General features: G+C 66.5%; 11 protein-coding genes and 1 riboswitch. Of the genes, 4 read left to right on the forward strand and 7 right to left on the reverse strand.

Annotated features, from left to right (window positions below):
* Window positions 1–83 precede the first annotated feature (83 nt).
* From fba to tkt, 5 genes are all read right to left on the reverse strand, one after another.
* The gene (gene fba / locus F787_RS0101035; protein WP_028491050.1) at window positions 84–1,148 is read right to left on the reverse strand and encodes a class II fructose-bisphosphate aldolase; all 1,065 of its coding nucleotides are present in this window, start codon (window positions 1,146–1,148) and stop codon (window positions 84–86) included.
* 62 nt (window positions 1,149–1,210) lie between these two features.
* Window positions 1,211–2,641, reverse strand: coding sequence for a pyruvate kinase (pyk, locus tag F787_RS0101040; RefSeq protein ID WP_018869700.1), 1,431 nt, complete (start codon window positions 2,639–2,641; stop codon window positions 1,211–1,213).
* A gap of 42 nt (window positions 2,642–2,683) precedes the next feature.
* On the reverse strand, window positions 2,684–3,862 hold the full coding sequence (locus F787_RS0101045) for a phosphoglycerate kinase (RefSeq protein ID WP_019589039.1): 1,179 nt from the start codon (window positions 3,860–3,862) through the stop codon (window positions 2,684–2,686).
* A 131-nt stretch (window positions 3,863–3,993) separates the two neighbouring features.
* Entirely contained in the window at window positions 3,994–4,992 is a 999-nt protein-coding gene (gene gap / locus F787_RS0101050; RefSeq protein WP_019022692.1) for a type I glyceraldehyde-3-phosphate dehydrogenase, read from the reverse strand.
* 41 nt (window positions 4,993–5,033) lie between these two features.
* Entirely contained in the window at window positions 5,034–7,034 is a 2,001-nt protein-coding gene (gene tkt, locus F787_RS0101055; RefSeq protein WP_018869697.1) for a transketolase, read from the reverse strand.
* A gap of 340 nt (window positions 7,035–7,374) precedes the next feature.
* Between tkt and metK the strand changes: the two genes are divergently transcribed.
* From metK to F787_RS0101075, 4 genes are all read left to right on the forward strand, one after another.
* Window positions 7,375–8,544, forward strand: coding sequence for a methionine adenosyltransferase (gene metK, locus F787_RS0101060; RefSeq protein WP_018947551.1), 1,170 nt, complete (start codon window positions 7,375–7,377; stop codon window positions 8,542–8,544).
* 30 nt (window positions 8,545–8,574) lie between these two features.
* Window positions 8,575–8,653, forward strand: a riboswitch (S-adenosyl-L-homocysteine riboswitch).
* A 19-nt stretch (window positions 8,654–8,672) separates the two neighbouring features.
* Complete coding sequence (ahcY, locus tag F787_RS0101065; RefSeq protein ID WP_018869695.1) at window positions 8,673–10,085, forward strand: adenosylhomocysteinase; 1,413 nt, start codon at window positions 8,673–8,675, stop codon at window positions 10,083–10,085.
* Between the two features lie 94 nt (window positions 10,086–10,179).
* Window positions 10,180–11,034: a methylenetetrahydrofolate reductase [NAD(P)H] gene (metF, locus tag F787_RS0101070; RefSeq protein WP_018869694.1), complete on the forward strand. Its 855-nt coding sequence runs from the start codon at window positions 10,180–10,182 to the stop codon at window positions 11,032–11,034.
* 2 nt (window positions 11,035–11,036) lie between these two features.
* On the forward strand, window positions 11,037–11,816 hold the full coding sequence (locus tag F787_RS0101075) for a 16S rRNA (uracil(1498)-N(3))-methyltransferase (RefSeq protein ID WP_028491051.1): 780 nt from the start codon (window positions 11,037–11,039) through the stop codon (window positions 11,814–11,816).
* Between the two features lie 9 nt (window positions 11,817–11,825).
* Here F787_RS0101075 and F787_RS0101080 read toward each other — a convergent pair whose 3' ends face one another.
* Window positions 11,826–12,359: a hypothetical protein gene (locus F787_RS0101080; RefSeq protein ID WP_028491052.1), complete on the reverse strand. Its 534-nt coding sequence runs from the start codon at window positions 12,357–12,359 to the stop codon at window positions 11,826–11,828.
* Window positions 12,360–12,387: 28 nt separating this feature from the next.
* Complete coding sequence (locus tag F787_RS0101085; RefSeq protein WP_028491053.1) at window positions 12,388–18,123, reverse strand: Hpt domain-containing protein; 5,736 nt, start codon at window positions 18,121–18,123, stop codon at window positions 12,388–12,390.
* Window positions 18,124–18,181: the final 58 nt, after the last annotated feature.

The raw sequence follows: 18,181 nt of genomic DNA on the forward strand, positions 1-18,181 counted from the left end.
GTTCGAACAGGATCCCGACATGATGGCACAAAAAAAGGGGGCCGAAGCCCCCTTTTTCGTGCATCCGTGCGCGGATCGCGAGATCAGTTGATCTTCGGATCCAGCTCGCCGTTGTTGTAGCGGGCAACCATGTCGTCCAGCGACATCGGCTTGATCTTGGACGCCATCCCGGCGCAGCCGAAGGCTTCGTAACGCTGCTTGCAGACGTCCTTCATGCCGGCGGTGGAGGCCTTCAGGAACTTGCGCGGATCGAATTCCTTCGGGTTCTCGGCCAGGAACTTGCGCACCGCACCGGTTGACGCCATGCGCAGGTCGGTGTCGATGTTGACCTTGCGCACGCCGTGCTTGATGCCTTCCTGGATCTCCTTGACCGGCACGCCGTAGGTCTCGCCCATGTCACCGCCGTACTGGTTGATGATCTTCAGCCATTCCTCGGGCACCGAGGAGGAGCCGTGCATCACCAGGTGGGTGTCCGGGATCCGGGCATGGATCTCCTTGATGCGCTCGATCGCCAGGATGTCACCGGTCGGCGGACGGGTGAACTTGTAGGCGCCGTGCGAGGTGCCAATGGCGATGGCCAGGGCGTCGCACTTGGTCTTCTTGACGAAGTCCGCGGCCTCGTCCGGGTCGGTCAGCAGCTGGTCGTGGGACAGCGTGCCTTCGGCGCCGGAACCGTCTTCCTCGCCGGCCTGGCCGGTTTCCAGGGAGCCCAGGCAGCCCAGCTCGCCTTCCACCGACACACCGCAGGAGTGAGCCATCTCGGAGACCTTGGCGGTCACGTCGACGTTGTAGTCGTAGGTCGACGGGGTCTTCATGTCGGGCATCAGGGAGCCGTCCATCATCACCGAGGTGAAGCCCGACTGGATGGAACGCAGGCACACCGCCGGCTCGGCGCCGTGGTCCTGGTGCAGCGCGATCGGGATGTCCGGATACTGCTCGGCAGCCGCCTCGATCATGCGGCGCAGGAAGGGCTCACCGGCGTACTTCCGCGCACCGGCGGACGCCTGGATGATCACGGGGGAGTCCACTTCCTTCGCGGCCTCCATGATCGAATGGATCTGTTCCATGTTGTTGGCGTTGTAGGCCGGCATGCCGTAGCCATGCTCGGCGGCATGGTCCAGCAGCTGGCGAAGCGAGATCAGTGCCATGGTTCCTCCTTACGGGATTCGCACTTCAGGTTGGGAACTGGACGTCCGGGTGACGGTCGCCGTCAGGCGACTTCGCCGGCCCGGACGATTTTCATTGCGTTGGTGCCGCCATGGGCACCCTGCAGGTCGCCCTTGGTGATTATGACCAGCTGGCCATCCTGCACGACCCCCTCGGCCTGGAGCAAGTTGACCGCTTCGCGGTTCAGGCTCTCGTGGCTCTCCGGCAGCGAGTCAACATACACCGGGTAGACACCGCGGTACAGGCTCATGCGCCGACTGGTGTCCATGCGCCGGGTCAGCGCGTAAATCGGGATCCCGGAACTGATCCGCGACATCCACAGGGCGGTGGCGCCGGACTCCGTGAGCGCCGCGATCGCCTGCACGTCCAGGTGGTTGGCCGTGTACATGGTGGCCATCGCGATCGCCTCGTCCACGCGTCCGAAGGTGGAGTCCATGCGGTGGTCCGACTGCCGCGCGGCACGCTGGCGCTCCGCGGCTTCGCAGATCCGGTCCATGCTGGAGACCACCCGTCCGGGATAGCGTCCGGTTGCGGTCTCGCCGGACAGCATCACCGCGTCGGTGCCATCCAGCACCGCGTTGGCCACGTCGAAGACCTCCGCCCGCGTGGGGATCGGATTCTGGATCATGGTCTCCATCATCTGGGTCGCGGTGATGACCAGCCGGTTGAGGGCGCGCGCCCGCGAGATCAGGGTCTTCTGCACCCCGGGCAGTTCGGCGTCGCCGATCTCCACCCCGAGATCCCCGCGCGCGATCATGATCACCTCGGTCGCCGAGATGATCTCGTCGATCACGTCCAGGGCCTCGGAACGCTCGATCTTGGCGCAGATCCCGGCCTCCCAGCCGGCCTCCTTCAGGAGCCCGCGGGCCAGGTGGATGTCCTGCGCCGAGCGCGGAAACGACACCGCCAGATAGTCCACCTCCAGTTCAGCCGCCAGGCGGATGTCCTCGCGATCCTTGTCGGTGATCGCCGGGGCGGACAGGCCACCCCCCTGGCGATTGATGCCCTTGTTGTTGGACAGCTCGCCGCCGACCACGACCTCGGTTTCGACCCGGCTCGCCGCGACTGCGGTCACCTTGAGCACGATGCGGCCGTCATCCAGCAGCAGGATGTCATCCGGGCGTACGTCCTTCGGCAGGTCGGTGTAGGTCAGGCCGACCTGGGTGTCGTCACCGTCGTCGCGGCCCAGGTCCGCGTCCAGCGCGAACGGTGCGCCTTCTTCCAGGTGCACCTTGCCATTGGCGAAGCGCTCGATGCGGATCTTGGGCCCCTGAAGGTCGCCCAGCACGCCGACCACGCGATGGGCACGTTCGGCGGCCGCGCGCAGTCGCTGCACGCGGGCACGGTGGTCATCCGGATCCCCGTGCGAGAAGTTGACGCGCACGACATCGACGCCGGCCTGGATGATGGCATCCATGGCTTCGTCACTGTCGGTCGCGGGGCCAAGGGTGGCTACGATCTTGGTGCGTCTCACGCGGGGCTCTCCGATGTTGGATGGCGTGGCGTTCAAGGCCGTTCAGCCCTTTGCCCGCTCCTCGAGCATCGCCACGGCCGGCAGCGTCTTGCCTTCCAGGAACTCGAGGAAGGCGCCGCCGCCGGTGGAGATGTAGCTGATGCGCTCGGAGAGATCGTATTTGTCGATCGCCGCCAGGGTGTCGCCACCGCCGGCAATGGAGAAGGCATCGCTTTCCGCGATCGCCTCGCCCAGGGCCCGCGTGCCCGCGGCGAACTGATCGAACTCGAACACGCCCACCGGGCCGTTCCAGACGATGGTGCCGGCATTGCGCAGGGCTTCCGCGTAGGTGGAGGCGGTCTCCGGACCCACGTCGAAGATCATGTCGTCGGCGCCGATCGCGTCCACCGACTTGGTCTCCGCCGGCGTGCTGTCGGAAAACTCCTTGCCCACGGTGACGTCGGTCGGCACCGGGATCTCGCCGCCCTTGGCGCGCGCGGCTTCCATCAGTCGCTTCGATTCGTCGACCAGATCGGCCTCGTACAGCGAGTTGCCGACATCATGGCCCTGGGCCGCGATGAAGGTGTTGGCGATGCCGCCCCCCACGATCAGCTGGTCCACGACCTTGGACAGGGACTCCAGCACGGTCAGCTTGGTCGAGACCTTGGAGCCGCCGACGATCGCGACCAGCGGGCGCTTCGGGTTATCCAGCGCCTTGCTCAGGGCTTCCAGTTCGCGGGCCAGCAGCGGACCGGCGCAGGCCTGCGGCGCGAACTTGCCGGCCCCGTGGGTGGAGGCCTGGGCGCGGTGAGCAGTACCGAAGGCGTCCATCACGTAGACGTCGCACAGCGCGGCGTACTTCTTCGCCAGCGCCTCGTCATCCTTCTTCTCGCCCTTGTTGAAACGGACGTTTTCGAGCATCACCACCTCGCCGGGCTGGATCTCCACCCCGTCGAGATAATCCCGCACCAGACGCACTTCGCGGCCGAGCAGCTGCCCCATGTGCTCGGCGACCGGGGCCAGGGAATCCTCCTCGGAGAATTCGCCCTCGGTGGGCCGACCCAGATGCGACATCAGCATCACGCCGGCGCCGCCTTCCAGGGCCTTCTGCACGGTCTCGAGACTCGCGCGGATACGCGCATCGGACGTGACCTTGCCGTCCTTGACGGGGACGTTCAGGTCCTGGCGCACGAGCACGCGGCGACCCTGCAGATCGAGATCGGTCATCTTGGTGACGGACATGGAATACCTCGCGAAAAAGGTTGGAACGAAAAAAGCCTTCGGTGCAGCCTCCCCTACGGGGAAGCTGCGCCCAAGACTCTGGTGGGACGCCGCCGGGAGCGGCACGCGCCCCGGCGGACTCCCCGCAGGTCTTATTGGGCGACGTGCTCCACCATGCGGAGCATGTTGCAGGTGTAGCCGTACTCGTTGTCGTACCAGGCCACGACCTTCACGAACGTCGAGTCCAGCTGGATGCCGGCGCCGGCATCGAACACCGACGGGGCGGTGTAGCCGCGGAAGTCGGTGGAGACCACCAGGTCCTCGGTGTAGCCCAGAACGCCCTTCAGCTCGCCCTCGGAGGCCTTCTTCATGGCCTCGCACACGGCCTTGTAGTCGGCCTCGCCATTGAGTTCGGCGGTCAGGTCGACCACCGACACGTCGGAGGTGGGCACACGGAAGGCCATGCCGGTCAGCTTGCCGTTCAGCTCGGTCAGCACCTTGCCCACGGCCTTGGCGGCACCGGTGGAGGACGGGATGATGTTCTCCAGGATGCCGCGGCCGCCGCGCCAGTCCTTCATGGACGGGCCGTCGACGGTCTTCTGCGTGGCGGTGGCGGCGTGTACGGTGGTCATCAGGCCGCGCTTGATGCCCCAGTTGTCGTGCAGGACCTTGGCCACCGGCGCCAGGGCGTTGGTGGTGCAGGAAGCGGCGGAAACCATGTTCTGGCCGCTGTAGTCGCCGTGGTTCACGCCGTAGACGAACATCGGGGTGTCGTCCTTGGACGGGGCGGACATCACGACCTTCTTGGCGCCGGCGTCCAGATGCTTCTGCGCGGTCTCGCCGGTCAGGAACAGGCCGGTGGACTCGATCACCACGTCGGCGCCGATGTCGCCCCACTTCAGGGCGGCCGGATCCTTCTCCGCGGTCAGGCGGATGCGGTTGCCGTTCACGACCAGGTCGTTGCCCTCGACACTGATGTCGCCTTCGAAGCGGCCGTGGACCGAATCGTAGCGCAGCATGTAGGCCAGGTATTCCGGATCCAGCAGGTCATTGATGCCGACCACCTGCAGGTTGGGGAAGTCCTGGGCGATGGCGCGGAAGGCCATGCGGCCGATGCGGCCGAAACCGTTGATACCAACCTTGATAGCCATGGGAGTCTCCTCTTTCAGCTCTTATTGAAAATCGTCGGGGCTCAGCCGTTCAGCACGTCGCGGGCGATCTGCGCGACATTCTCCGGCTTGAAGCCGAAGTAATCGAACAGCGCACCGCCCGGGGCGGATTCGCCGAAGCAGTCCATGCCGAACACCGCGCCGTCCATGCCGGTGAACTTGTACCAGCCCGCGGTGGCGCCGGCTTCCACGGCCACGCGCTTGCGCACGGCGGACGGCAGCACGGATTCGCGGTAGGCCGGATCCTGCTGTTCGAACAGTTCCACGCAGGGCATGGACACGACGCGCGCCTTCTTGCCCTCGCCGGCCAGCGTCTCGGCCGCCTGCACCGCCAGCTCGACCTCGGAACCGGTCGCGATGAAGATCAGATCCGGGGTGCCGTCGCAGTCCTTCAGCACGTAGCCACCGCGCGCGATGTTGGCGAGCTGCTCGCCGTCGCGCTCCATGTGCGGCATGCCCTGGCGCGACAGGATGAACGCGGACGGCCCGTCGGTGCGCTCGACACCGGCCTTCCAGGCCACCGCGGTCTCGACCGCGTCACAGGGGCGCCACACGTTCAGGTTGGGGATCAGGCGCAGGCTCGGGGTCTGTTCGATCGGCTGGTGGGTCGGGCCGTCCTCGCCAAGGCCGATGGAATCGTGCGTCAGCACGTACATCACGCGCTGCTTCATCAGCGCGGACATGCGGATGCCGTTACGCGCATAGTCCGAGAAGATCAGGAAGGTGCCGCCGTACGGGATGAACCCGCCGTGCAGCGCAATGCCGTTCATGATCGCGGCCATGCCGAACTCGCGCACGCCGTAGTACACGTAGTTGCCGGCGGCGTCTTCCTTCGAAACGGGCTTCGAGCCGCTGTACATGGTCAGGTTGGAGCCCGCCAGGTCGGCGGAGCCGCCCAGCAGTTCCGGCAGCGCCGGGGCATAGCCACCGATGGTCGCCTGCGACGCCTTGCGCGTGGCGGTCTTCTCGGCCTTCTCGACGGTTTCCTTGATGAAAGCCGTGGCCTTCTCGGTCCAGTCGGAGGGCAGGTCGCCGGCCATGCGGCGTTCGAATTCGGCGGCCAGTTCGGGGTGCGCCTTGCGATACGCCTCGAAGCGTTCCTTCCATTCGGCCTCGGCCTTCGCGCCCTTGTCCTTCGCATCCCAGCCGGCGTAGATATCGTTCGGGATCTCGAACGGGGCGTGGTTCCAGCCCAGCTCCTTGCGGGTCAGCGCGACTTCGTCATCGCCCAGGGCAGCGCCGTGGCACTCTTCCTTGCCGGACTTGTTCGGGGAACCAAAGCCGATCACGGTGCGGCAGCAGACCAGGGTCGGCTTGCCGGTTTCCTTGCGGGCCTGCTCGATCGCGGCCTTGACCGCATCGGCGTCATGGCCGTCCACGTCGCGCACCACGTGCCAGCCATAGGCCTCGAAGCGGGACGGGGTGTCGTCGGTGAACCAGCCTTCGACCTCGCCGTCGATGGAGATGCCGTTGTCATCCCAGAACGCGACCAGCTTGCCCAGGCCCAGGGTGCCGGCCAGCGCGCAGGCCTCGTGCGAGACGCCTTCCATCAGGCAGCCGTCACCGAGGAACACATAGGTGTTGTGATCGACGATCTCGTGGCCCGGACGGTTGAAGTGGGAGGCCATGACCTTCTCGGCCAGCGCCATGCCCACGGCGTTGGACACGCCCTGACCCAGCGGGCCGGTGGTGGTCTCGACGCCTGCGGTATAGCCGTACTCGGGGTGCCCCGGTGTCTGCGAATGCAGCTGCCGGAACTGCTTGATCTCGTCCATCGGCAGGTCGTAGCCGGTGAGGTGCAGCAGCGAGTACACCAGCATCGAACCGTGGCCGTTGGACATCACGAAACGGTCGCGGTCGGCCCAGTCCGGGTTCGCCGGGTTGTGCTGCATGTAGTCGTTCCACAGCACCTCGGCGATGTCCGCCATCCCCATCGGGGCCCCCGGGTGACCGGAATTGGCCTTCTGGACCGCGTCCATGGAAAGGGCGCGGATGGCATTGGCAAGCTCTCTACGGGTGGGCATGCGGGTCTCCTGCTCAAGTGATGAAAGATTCTGGCCGGGGCGGGAACCGGTCTCGCGGCTCCGGCGCTGCAGCATCAAGGCGCGCCGGGCGGACCGGACAACGGGCGGGCAAGGCCGCACAACCCCAGTGACGGCGGAGCATTTTGGCCACTTTCAACCAGCGGGGCAAGTCGCGTCCCGACGCGCCGCAGCGGGCGCGCCGGCGCGGATCGCCGACACCCCCGCAGCCGGGGCTCGTGGGTTCCGCCGACAGGGGGGCTTAGAAATTCCCGGCGAGTCGCGTTACACTAGCGGTCGTTTTGCGCAAAACTAAATCGAAACGACAGAAAAGGAACGCTTAATGTCCAACTACATCTTCACCTCGGAATCGGTCTCTGCGGGTCACCCCGACAAGATGGCCGACCTGGTCTCCGACACCATCGTCGACGCCATCATCGAGCAGGACCCGCACGCCCGCATCGCGTGTGAAACCGCCACCAAGACCGGCATGGTCATGCTGCTGGGCGAGATCACCACCGGCGCGCAGATCGATTACGAGCGCCTGGTGCGCGAGACCGTCTGCGAGATCGGCTACGACGATTCCCACAAGGGCTTCGACGGCAACACCTGCGCCGTGCTGAACGTGCTGGGCGAGCAGTCCCAGGACATCGCCATGGGCGTGGACCGCGACGTCTCCGACCGCGCCACCCAGGGCGCCGGTGACCAGGGCCTGATGTTCGGCTACGCCGCGCGCGAAACCGATACCCTGATGCCCGCCCCGATCTTCTACGCCCACAAGATGGTGCGCATCCAGTCCGAGCTGATGAAGAGCGGCAAGCTGCCGTGGCTGCGCCCGGACGCCAAGAGCCAGGTCTCCCTGCGCTATGAAGACGGCAAGCCGGCCGGCCTGGACGCGGTCGTGCTGTCCACCCAGCACAGCCCGGAGATCTCCCAGAAGGACCTGCAGGAAGCCATCTATGAAGAGATCTTCAAGAAGGTCCTGCCGGCCGAGTGGCTCAGCCAGGTCTCCGATGACCAGATCCACATCAACCCGACCGGCAAGTTCGAGATCGGCGGCCCGGTGGGCGATGCCGGCCTGACCGGTCGCAAGATCATCGTCGACACCTACGGCGGCATGGCCCGCCACGGTGGCGGTGCGTTCTCCGGCAAGGACCCGTCCAAGGTGGACCGCTCCGCTGCTTACGCCGGCCGCTACGTGGCCAAGAACGTCGTCGCCGCCGGCCTGGCCGACAAGTGCGAGATCCAGGTCTCCTACGCCATCGGCGTGGCCGACCCGACCTCGATCACCATCGACACCTTCGGCACCGGCAAGATCGACGACCGTCGCATCGAGACGCTGGTCCGTGACATCTTCGACCTGCGTCCGTGGGGCCTGGTCCAGATGATGGATCTGCTGCGTCCGATCTACAAGGCGACCGCCGCCTACGGCCACTTCGGCCGCGAAGACGTCGACCTCCCCTGGGAGCGCACCGACAAGGCCGAGGAACTCAAGAAGGCCGCCGGACTCTAAGAGTCCATATTTCGTAAGCGAAACACCCATCCGGCTGAGGAGCGCTGCAGCGGTTCCACCGTCAGGCTCAGCCGGATGTTCCCCTGAAGTAACACGGCGCTCATCCAGACCAACGGAGAAGTAACACCATGAATGCTGTGATGGATGCCAAGAAATCGGGCGACTACGTCGTCAAGGACATCAACCAGGCCGAGTTCGGCCGCAAGGAAATCGCGATCGCCGAGACCGAAATGCCCGGTCTGATCCAGACTCGCGAAGAGTACGCGGCCTCCCAGCCGCTGAAGGGCGCCAAGATCGCCGGCTCCCTGCACATGACCATCCAGACCGCCGTGCTGATCCAGACCCTGGAAGCGCTGGGTGCCGAGGTCCGCTGGGCCTCCTGCAACATCTACTCCACGCAGGACCACGCTGCCGCGGCCATCGCCGACAACGGCACGCCGGTCTTCGCCGTGAAGGGTGAGACCCTGGAAGAGTACTGGGACTACTGCCACCGCATCTTCGAATTCGATGGCGGTGCCAACATGATCCTGGACGACGGTGGCGACGCGACCCTGCTGCTGCACCTGGGTGCCCGCGCCGAGAAGGATGCCTCCGTGCTGGAAAACCCCGAGCACGAAGAAGAAGTGGCCCTGTTCGCCAAGATCAAGGAACGCCTGGCCGAGCAGCCGACCTGGTACTCGGACATGCTGTCCAAGATCCACGGCGTGACCGAAGAGACCACCACCGGCGTGCACCGTCTGTACCAGATGGCGAAGACCGGCGAGCTGGCCTTCCCCGCCATCAACGTCAACGACTCGGTCACCAAGTCCAAGTTCGACAACCTGTACGGCTGCCGCGAGTCCACCGTGGACTCCATCAAGCGCGCCACCGACGTGATGATCGCGGGCAAGATCTCCGTGGTCGCCGGCTACGGTGACGTCGGCAAGGGTGCCGCCCAGTCGCTGCGTGGTCTCGGCTCCACCGTGTGGGTCACCGAGATCGACCCGATCTGCGCCCTGCAGGCCGCGATGGAAGGCTTCCGCGTCGTGACGATGGACGAAGCCGCCGACAAGGCCGACATCTTCATCACCGCCACGGGCAACAAGGACGTGATCACCGAAGATCACATGACCCGGATGAAGGACCAGGCCATCGTCTGCAACATCGGCCACTTCGACTCCGAGATCGACGTCGCCTCGATGCGCAAGTACGAGTGGGACAACATCAAGCCGCAGGTTGACCACATCATCCTGCCGAACGGCAACCGCATCCTGATGCTGGCCGAAGGCCGTCTGGTGAACCTGGGCTGCGGCACGGGCCACCCGTCCTTCGTGATGTCCAACTCGTTCACCAACCAGACGCTGGCGCAGATCGAGCTCTGGAACAAGGGCTCGGAGTACGACAAGCAGGTCTACATCCTGCCGAAGCATCTGGACGAGAAGGTCGCGAACCTGCACCTGAAGAAGCTGGGCGCGAACCTGACGCGCCTGACCGACGACCAGGCGCAGTACCTGGGCATGTCGGTGGATGGTCCGTTCAAGCCGGAACACTACCGCTACTGATCGGCCAGCCTCACATTAGTCAACTGACTGTGTGACAGCCCGGGCGGGCCGCATACTCGTGCGGTCCGCCTTCTTTTTGTCTGGAGGACAAGCAATGAGCAATCAGGAACGCGTCTTCAGCGTTGAATTCTTCCCGCCCAAGGACGATGCCGGCGCCGAACGCCTGGCCAAGGCCCGCAAGCGTCTGGGCGCCCTCAAGCCGGAGTTCTACTCCGTCACCTTCGGCGCCGGCGGTTCGACCCGTGACCGCACCCTCGAGACGGTCAAGGACATCATCCAGAACGATGGCATCCCGGCCGCCCCGCACGTCTCCTGCATCTCGTCCACGAAGGACGAACTGCGCGACCTGCTGAACGCCTACCGCGACATCGGCGTGGACCGCATCGTGGCGCTGCGTGGCGACCTGCCGTCCGGCACCAAGCATTCCGGTGGTGATTTCCGTTACGCCTCGGAGCTGGTCGAATTCGTACGCGCCGAGTTCGGTGACCAGTTCAAGCTGGAAGTGGCAGCCTATCCGGAATTCCATCCGCAGGCCCCCAGCGCCGAGAAGGACCTGGAAAACTTCAAGACCAAGGTGGACGCCGGCGCGAATACCGCGATCACCCAGTATTTCTACAACGTGGATGCGTACGTCGCGTTCATGGAGCGGGTGGAGGCGATGGGCATCACCATCCCGATCATCCCGGGCATCATGCCGATCACCAACTACACCCAGATCATGCGCTTCTCCGAGATGTGCGGGGCGGAAATCCCGCGCTACATCCGCAAGCGCATGGAGGCCTACGGGGACGACAAGGATTCCATCCGCAAATTCGGTATCGAGGTGGCTACCCGTCTGACCGACGAGCTGCTGGAGAAAGGCGCCCCGGGCATCCATTTCTACTCCATGAACCAGGCCGGCCCGACCGAGCAGATCTGGAAGGACCTGGACCTCGACAACCGTCGCTGACCATGCGCTGTCCCCGTCTGCTGATCGAGAATGCCGATCTCGCGGCGGGGCTGCGTCTGCCGGCACCGGAGGATCGGCTGCATTACGCCACCCGGGTTCTCCGGCTGAAAGACGGCGCCGCGTGCCGGGTATTCGACGGTCGCGGCAATGAATTCGACGCCCGCCTGGAGACCACCGGTCGCCGGGCGGGCGTTTTTCATCTGGCAGAGCGCGCCGCCGAACCTACCACCCCGCGCTTTCCGGTCACCCTGTGGCAGGGCATCGCGCGCGGCGATCACATGGACCTCGCCCTGCAGAAGGCAGTGGAACTGGGCGTGTCGCGGATCCGGCCCGTCTTGTGCGAACGCAGTCGTTCGGCCGGCGGGCACAAGGGTCTGGACCGGCGCCAGAGTCACTGGCGGGGGGTCATTGCGGCGGCCGCGGAGCAGTGCGGCCGCAACGAGCTGCCGGTGCTGGAAGCGGTCTGCGAGCCCGACGAGATACGGGCAGGCGAGACCCCCGAACCCGGGGGTGGCGACCTGGCCCTGCTGGCCGACGAGGCCGGTGTCCCGCTCTCCCAGGCCATTGCATCAAACGAGGCCTCCGGACCCGACAGCGCCAGCCTCCTGGTGGGCCCGGAAGGGGGGCTGACGGATGCGGAACGCGACCTCGCGCGGGACAGTGGTTTCCTTCCGGTCCGCACCGGGCCACGCACCCTGCGCACCGAAACCGCGGCCATGGCGATGCTGACTCTGGTTCAGTGGCGCTTCGGCGATCTCGAGCCGCCGGACGCGGACGGCTGACGCGGCCCTTCAGCCCACAGGCGTATCCGCTGTCGTCCCTGAACCGGCCGCCCGCTCTCGCGGGCCACCTTGCGGCAGCTCCCGCAGACGGGCTTCGATCGTATCCAGCCGCAACAGGTGCGTAGTCACGCCCGATGCCTTGACCCGCCATGACCACGGCGTGGTCTCCACACCCTCCAGGGCGAAGATGTTCTGCGGCGTGATGCGCACCGGGTGCGGTGTCCCCCGCACCTCCAGGGCGTAATACGGCAGGCTGTCCGGTTCATCGGCACCCTGCAGGACCAGCAGACGCGTGAATCTGCGGTGGTCCTCACCGGTGTCACGCGCCGGATCCAGCAAGTGGTTGACGTTGATCACCGGGATCTGCAGCTCGTTCCAGGTCAGGGGCGCCGCCAGCCACGGCAGTTCGGCCGACACCTCGTCTTCCTGAAGGCTGGAACCGGGTCGCGTGGTGACCTCCAGGAGCGCACTGCGCGGCAGCAGGATCGAGCCTGCTTCCAGCTGGACGATCACCGCCTCGACGCGCTCTTCGCTTTCGCTCATCGTTCTCCTCCGCGACCGGTGACCCGGGTCATGCCGGCGCCCCTTCCAGCTGATGCTCGATCTCGTTGAGCAGGTCGTTTTCGAGGTAAGGCTTCCCGAGATAGCCGTTCACGCCCAGACGCATGGCCCGCTCGCGGTGCTTCGAGCCGCTGCGCGAGGTGATCATGATGATCGGTACGTCGCGGAACTCGGGATGTTCGCGCACATGAGCAGCGAACTCGAAACCGTCCATCCGCGGCATCTCCACGTCCAGCAGGATCAGGTGCGGCCGGCGCTCGTCCAGCAGGGTCACCGCGTCCAGACCATCGCGCGCGGTCACCACCTCGAAGCCCCGGCGGGTCAGCAGACGGGCCGTCACCTTGCGGATGGTGATCGAGTCATCGACCACCATGATGCGCGTCGTGCTGCTTTCGGGCTCGACGGCCCCGGCCTCGGCACCGGGTGCCACGGTTGCGAAGCGCATCAGCATGCTCAGATCCAGGATCAACATCACCGACCCGTCGCCCTGCAGCGTGGCCCCGGCCACGCCCGGGATCCGGCTGAGCACCGGACCGACCGACTTGACCACCACCTCCTGGCTGCCCGCCAGGCCATCCACACGCAACGCGACCTTCTGCTCGTCCGTACGTACCAGCAGCAGCGGGAACGGCTCGTCCGGGAGCGGGTGGACCCCGGCCTGGGTCTCGATACCGAGGATCTCGCCCAGGGAATGCAGGGCGTATTCTTGTCCCACATAGCTGTAGGTCGGCGCCGCCCCCGATTCGTCGATCTCCTCGCGCCGCGCACGTACGACGCCCTCGACCGAGGCCATCGGTACGGCAAAGGTTTCCTCTCCGACCTGCACCAGCAGCGAATGACTGATTGCCAGCGTAAACGGGAGCCGCAGGGTGAAGCGCGACCCGGAACCCGGGATGGAATCAATGTCCAGCGTTCCACCGAGCTGCTTGACCTCGGCGTTGACCACATCCATGCCCACACCACGTCCGGCCACATGGTTCACCGATGCGGCCGTCGAGAACCCGGACTGCAGGATGAGTTGCAGTGCCTGATTGTCGCTCAGTTCGGCGTCCGGCGTGATGACTCCGCGGTCGATGGCCTTCGCGCGAACCACTTCCGCATCGATCCCGCCGCCGTCGTCGGCGACTTCCATGCGGATCTCGCTGCCGGCCTGCTCCAGGGTCACCGTGATGTGACCTTCCCGCGGTTTGCCCCTCTCTTCCCGCTCGTCGGGCGTCTCGATGCCGTGCGCGACGGCATTGCGCAGCAGGTGTTCCAGCGGCGCCACCAGCCGTTCCAGCAGGGCACGGTCGAGCTCGGAATCCTGGCCCACGAAATCCACCCGGACCTCGCGCTGCATGTCGTCGGCTGCCGCGCGCACCACACGCCGCAGGCGTGGCGCCATGCGAGCGAACCGGACCATGCGCTGTCGCATCAGCTGGTCCTGCAGCTCGGTACCCACGCGTTTTTCCTGCAACAGCACGCCGCCGGCGGTCCGGAGCTCGTCATCCACCTCCTGCTTGAGGCTGTCGAGGTCACTCACACTCTCCGCCAGCGCGCGCGAGAGCTGCTGGATCCCGGAGTAGCGGTCCATCTCCAGCGGATCGAAATCCACCTGCTCCTCGCCGGTTTCCTGCTCCACCCGGAACAGCACCTGCGCTTCGGTTTCGATCTCGAGCTTGCGCAGCTGTTCGCGCACCCGCGTGATGGTCCGGTCCAGCTCCTCGATCTGGTTTTCTACCCGGCCCACCGTCTGTTCGAAGCGCCGGTGGAAGGTCGCCAGCTCGCCGGCATTGTTGACCAGGCTGTCGAGCACTTCGGCGTCCATCCGCACCTGGTCCTGCAGCTTGCGGCTGGCGGGCTCCGCCTCATTCGCCAGGGCGGCGGTGTCATCCGCCGTCACCTCGTCGGCGTCGCGTTCGCCGGTGGCTTCGTCAGCCTCCTCCGGCTCCTCCGCTCCCTCCTCGACGCTCCAGTGCCTCAGCCCCGACAGCTCCCGGCTTTGGTTCTCGTCCGTCTGCCATGGCCCGACGCCGCGCTCGACCAGGCCCTGCACCTCCACCAGCGCCTTTTCCGCGGCATCAAAGAATGACGGGCGCGGATCCTGACCGGCTTCGGTCTCGACCCCGAGCGCGGTCTCCAGTGCGTGGGCGATGGCACCCACCACGGTGAAGCCCGCCATGCGGGCACTCCCCTTCAGGGTATGGACTTCCCGCTGGAAGGCCTCCTGGTCAGGACCGGGGCGGCCGCCGGCCTCGCGCCAGGCCGCCAGGGTGTGGAAGGCCTGCTCGAGAATGTCATGAGCCTCCTCGATGAAGACCTCGCCGAACTCCGGATCGATCTCGTCTTCCGACGGAGGAGACGCCGCTGCGACGGGTTCGGGTTCCGGCTCGGGTTCGGGTTCCGGCTCGGGTTCGGGTTCCGGCTCGGGCTCGGGTTCCGGTTCCGGTTCCGGTTCCGGTTCCGGTTCCGGTTCCGGTTCCGGTTCTGACTCTGGCTCTAGCTCTGGCTCTGGCTCTGGCTCGGGCTCGCCCGTAACCTCGGCGAGCGCCTCGGCTTCCAGCCCCCCGGACGGCCGATTCCAGCGGTCCTGGGCTTCGGCGAACAGGCCCTCGACCTCGTTCACCCATTCCGGCGGCGTCTCGAGCCGAGCTACCGGAGGTGGCACCGGCGATTCGACCACCGCACCGAGGTGGTCGGCCACTCGACGCAGCAGCTCAATGGCCTGCGGGCCCAGCGGTTCCTCCATCTCGCGATGCAGGTGCACCAGGTTTTCGAACGGACGACACACCGAATGCGCGGTCGAGACGCCCGCGGTGCGCGCGCTGCCGTGCAGGGTATGCAGGGCCCGCTCCAGCGCATAGCTCGGCGGGCGCGGCGGGCCAGCCTCCGCTTCCTCCAGCCACGACCGAACCGTGTCCAGATGACTGAGGGCCTCGGCCGAGAAGACCTCCCACAGCTGCGGGTCGATCGCCGACTCCTCCGCCGGTGCCTCGTCCTCGTCCTCGTCCGCCGGGACGTCAAGTACATGACCTTCTTCCTGGTCCGTCGCCGGCCATTCCTTGCCAGAGCCCGGCTCCGGGGCGGATGCGTCGCCCTCCGGGAGCGGAGACTCGAGTTCGATCAGCGAGTCGTGCTCGAGCCCGCCTTCGGGCTCGGGCTCGGGCTCGGGCTCGGGCTCGGGCTCGGGCTCGTCGGGAGCATCCAGGGCATCCATGCTGCGCGCCAGGGCCGCAAGATCGTCCTCCGCGCCTGCCGGAGGAGCCGCCGGGGCCGGCTCTGCGTCCGTAGCGGTCGCGGCGGGCTCGCCGGCGGCCAGGGCGTCCAGGCGCAGTACAATATCGAGGACCGGCGTTTCCGGTCCCTTCTGGTCACGCACCTCCGCCACCAGTCCGGGGAGCACCGACACCGCATCGCCCACGGCGGAGAGCGTGTCTCCATCCGCCTGATCGGTGCCTTCGAGCAGCCGGTTGAGGAAGGATTCCACCACCCAGGCGAACTCGCCGAGCCGCAACGCTCCCGCGAGGCGGCCGGAGCCCTTCAGCGTGTGGAAGGAACGACGCACGATGGAAAGCGTATCCATGTCGCCCGGTGCCGAACGCCAGATCGGGTACTGCTCGTCCAGGCTCTGGATTTCTTCCTCGGCCTCCTCCAGGAAGATATCGAGGATCTCCGCATCTGCGTCCGGCCCGAGGACCTGCTCCTGGAGGACCGCCTCGTCGAACGTCAGACCACCGGGACGTTCCGCGAGCGAGGCACCGACCGTCGCTTCGTCCTGCGCGGCAGGGATCTCGAGAGCGGGCTCGGGCTCAGGTTCAGGCTCAGGTTCAGGCTCAGGCTCAGGCTCACCGGCAGGTTCCTCGCGCGCCCCCTCTTCAGCCAGCTCGGGGCCGAATGCGGCTTCGGCATCCGGTTCCGACCACGGAGCCGGCCCAAGGTCCTCTTCCGGGAGTTCGAGATCCGGTACGGCATCCGCTTCGGCCGGCTCCGGCGCGCTGTCCGACGTCTCCGGAACGTCGAGATCCGGTATCGGCGCCGGCTCCCCGTCGGCCCGTTCCGGCCGTTCGGGCTCGGCTGGTTCCCCCACTGGGGGTTCCGGAGCCGGCGCAGTATCCTCGGATGCCCCCAGGCGCTGCAGGGCACTGCGACCGCGTTCATGCACACTGTCGAGTTCGCGCCAGGGCTGGCCGGACGATTCCAGCGCAACCTCGATCGAGCTGAGCACCTCCGCCAGTGCATCCACGGCATCGGGTGCCAGATCCGCCGCGGTCATCCCCTCGCGGTCATCGAGGAAACGCAGCAGGGGATCGATCAGGGAATGCAGGCTGCGGAATCCCCCCATGGAAAGCGCGCCCCGCGTGCGATGCAGGGCGTCTCGCGCCTCGTCGAGGCTGCTGGCACGGGCATCGCCCGACAGAAAGCCCATGAGGTTTTCCCGGACCCGACGAACCTCCACCAGCGATTCGCGGTACAGCGCCTCTGCCAGCTTCCGGTCGTAGGCCGCCTCGCCGCTGGCGGTCTCGCGTTCGCCTTCCAGGCCGGATTCAACGATGGACTCCAGCGCCAGCAGATGCTGCGCCAGCTCCATCTCCAGACGTTCGTCGTGGTGGGCCAGACGCGTGGGTTCCAGACATTCGTCCAGGGCCCGGGTGTGGTGTTCCCCCTGTTCCAGCCCGAGCATGCGCATGGTGGCGCCGATCCGGCGAACCTGTTCGCGCAACGGTTCGAGATCGCCCGCCTCGCGGGTCGCGGAACGAATCAGCACGTCCAGGCGTTCGCGGACCTCTCCGAGATCATCCTCCAGGGCCGCACGCAGCTTGTCGAAGACTTCGCGCCCCAGACCGCTGGATGCGCTCTCGTCCCGGGCATTCAGGTCATCGAGGTGAAAGACCTCGCGCACCGCGCGCGTCTGTTCGGTATCTGCCTCGGCCCGTGCCACGTGGAACAGGAGGGTCTTGATGGTGTCGACGGGGGCTTCGTAATCGAGGTCGTCGGCCTGGCCACCCTCACGCAGCTGATTGGACAGCGCATTGAGGTAGCGGCCCAGTTCACGATCGACCCGCCCCACCAGACGCCGGATGTCGTTGTTGAGCTCCACCCCGCCGCGCGCCAGCCCCTCCAGCAGGGCACCGGCCACCCAGAACAGACGCCGGAAATCACCGGCCGGGACCGCCCGCACGACCTCGCGCGCGACCTCGTGCAACCGCTCCGCGGCCGACGCCGCATCCACGCCCTTCACCAGTCCCAGCAGATCCCGCTGAAAACTGCGCCGGGCCTGCTGCAGGGTCCGCAGGCGTTCGGCCGGCGACAGCCCTTCTTCCGGCTCACCCATGCGCGAATCATCGACGTCGTCGAAGTCGGGCATCAGTTCAGCGACGTCCATCAGCATGCTCGCTCCACGAACGCTGCGGAGTTCGTTGAGCAGCGGGAGCAGCACCATCGGAGACGGCAGATCGGCGGCATCGCCGTGTTCGAGATAGTCGGGGAGCTGCAGCGCGGCGCGCAACAGTGCCTCGGTGGTCGCGGCCGATGCGGACTCGCCGCTGCGCAGATGCTCCAGCACCGCGAGCATCTCGTCGCACACCTTCACGACGCTTTCGACCTGCACCATCACGAGCGTCCCGCGAATCTGCCGGACACGCTCGTGGGCCCGGTCCAGCGATTCCACGCTGGTCGGGTCGTCGGAGTATTGGCGCAGGGCTTCCTGGACTTCACCGAACAGCGCGTCCAGCTCGTCCCGTACCCAGTTCAGTGCACTGGCAACCATTGCGTGGCCCGGCCGTTAACCCTGCGTTCCGGAACGACCTGCGCCGTCCTGATCCGAA

The organism is Thioalkalivibrio sp. ALE19 (assembly GCF_000428605.1).
In the GTDB taxonomy this organism is placed as follows: domain Bacteria; phylum Pseudomonadota; class Gammaproteobacteria; order Ectothiorhodospirales; family Ectothiorhodospiraceae; genus Thioalkalivibrio.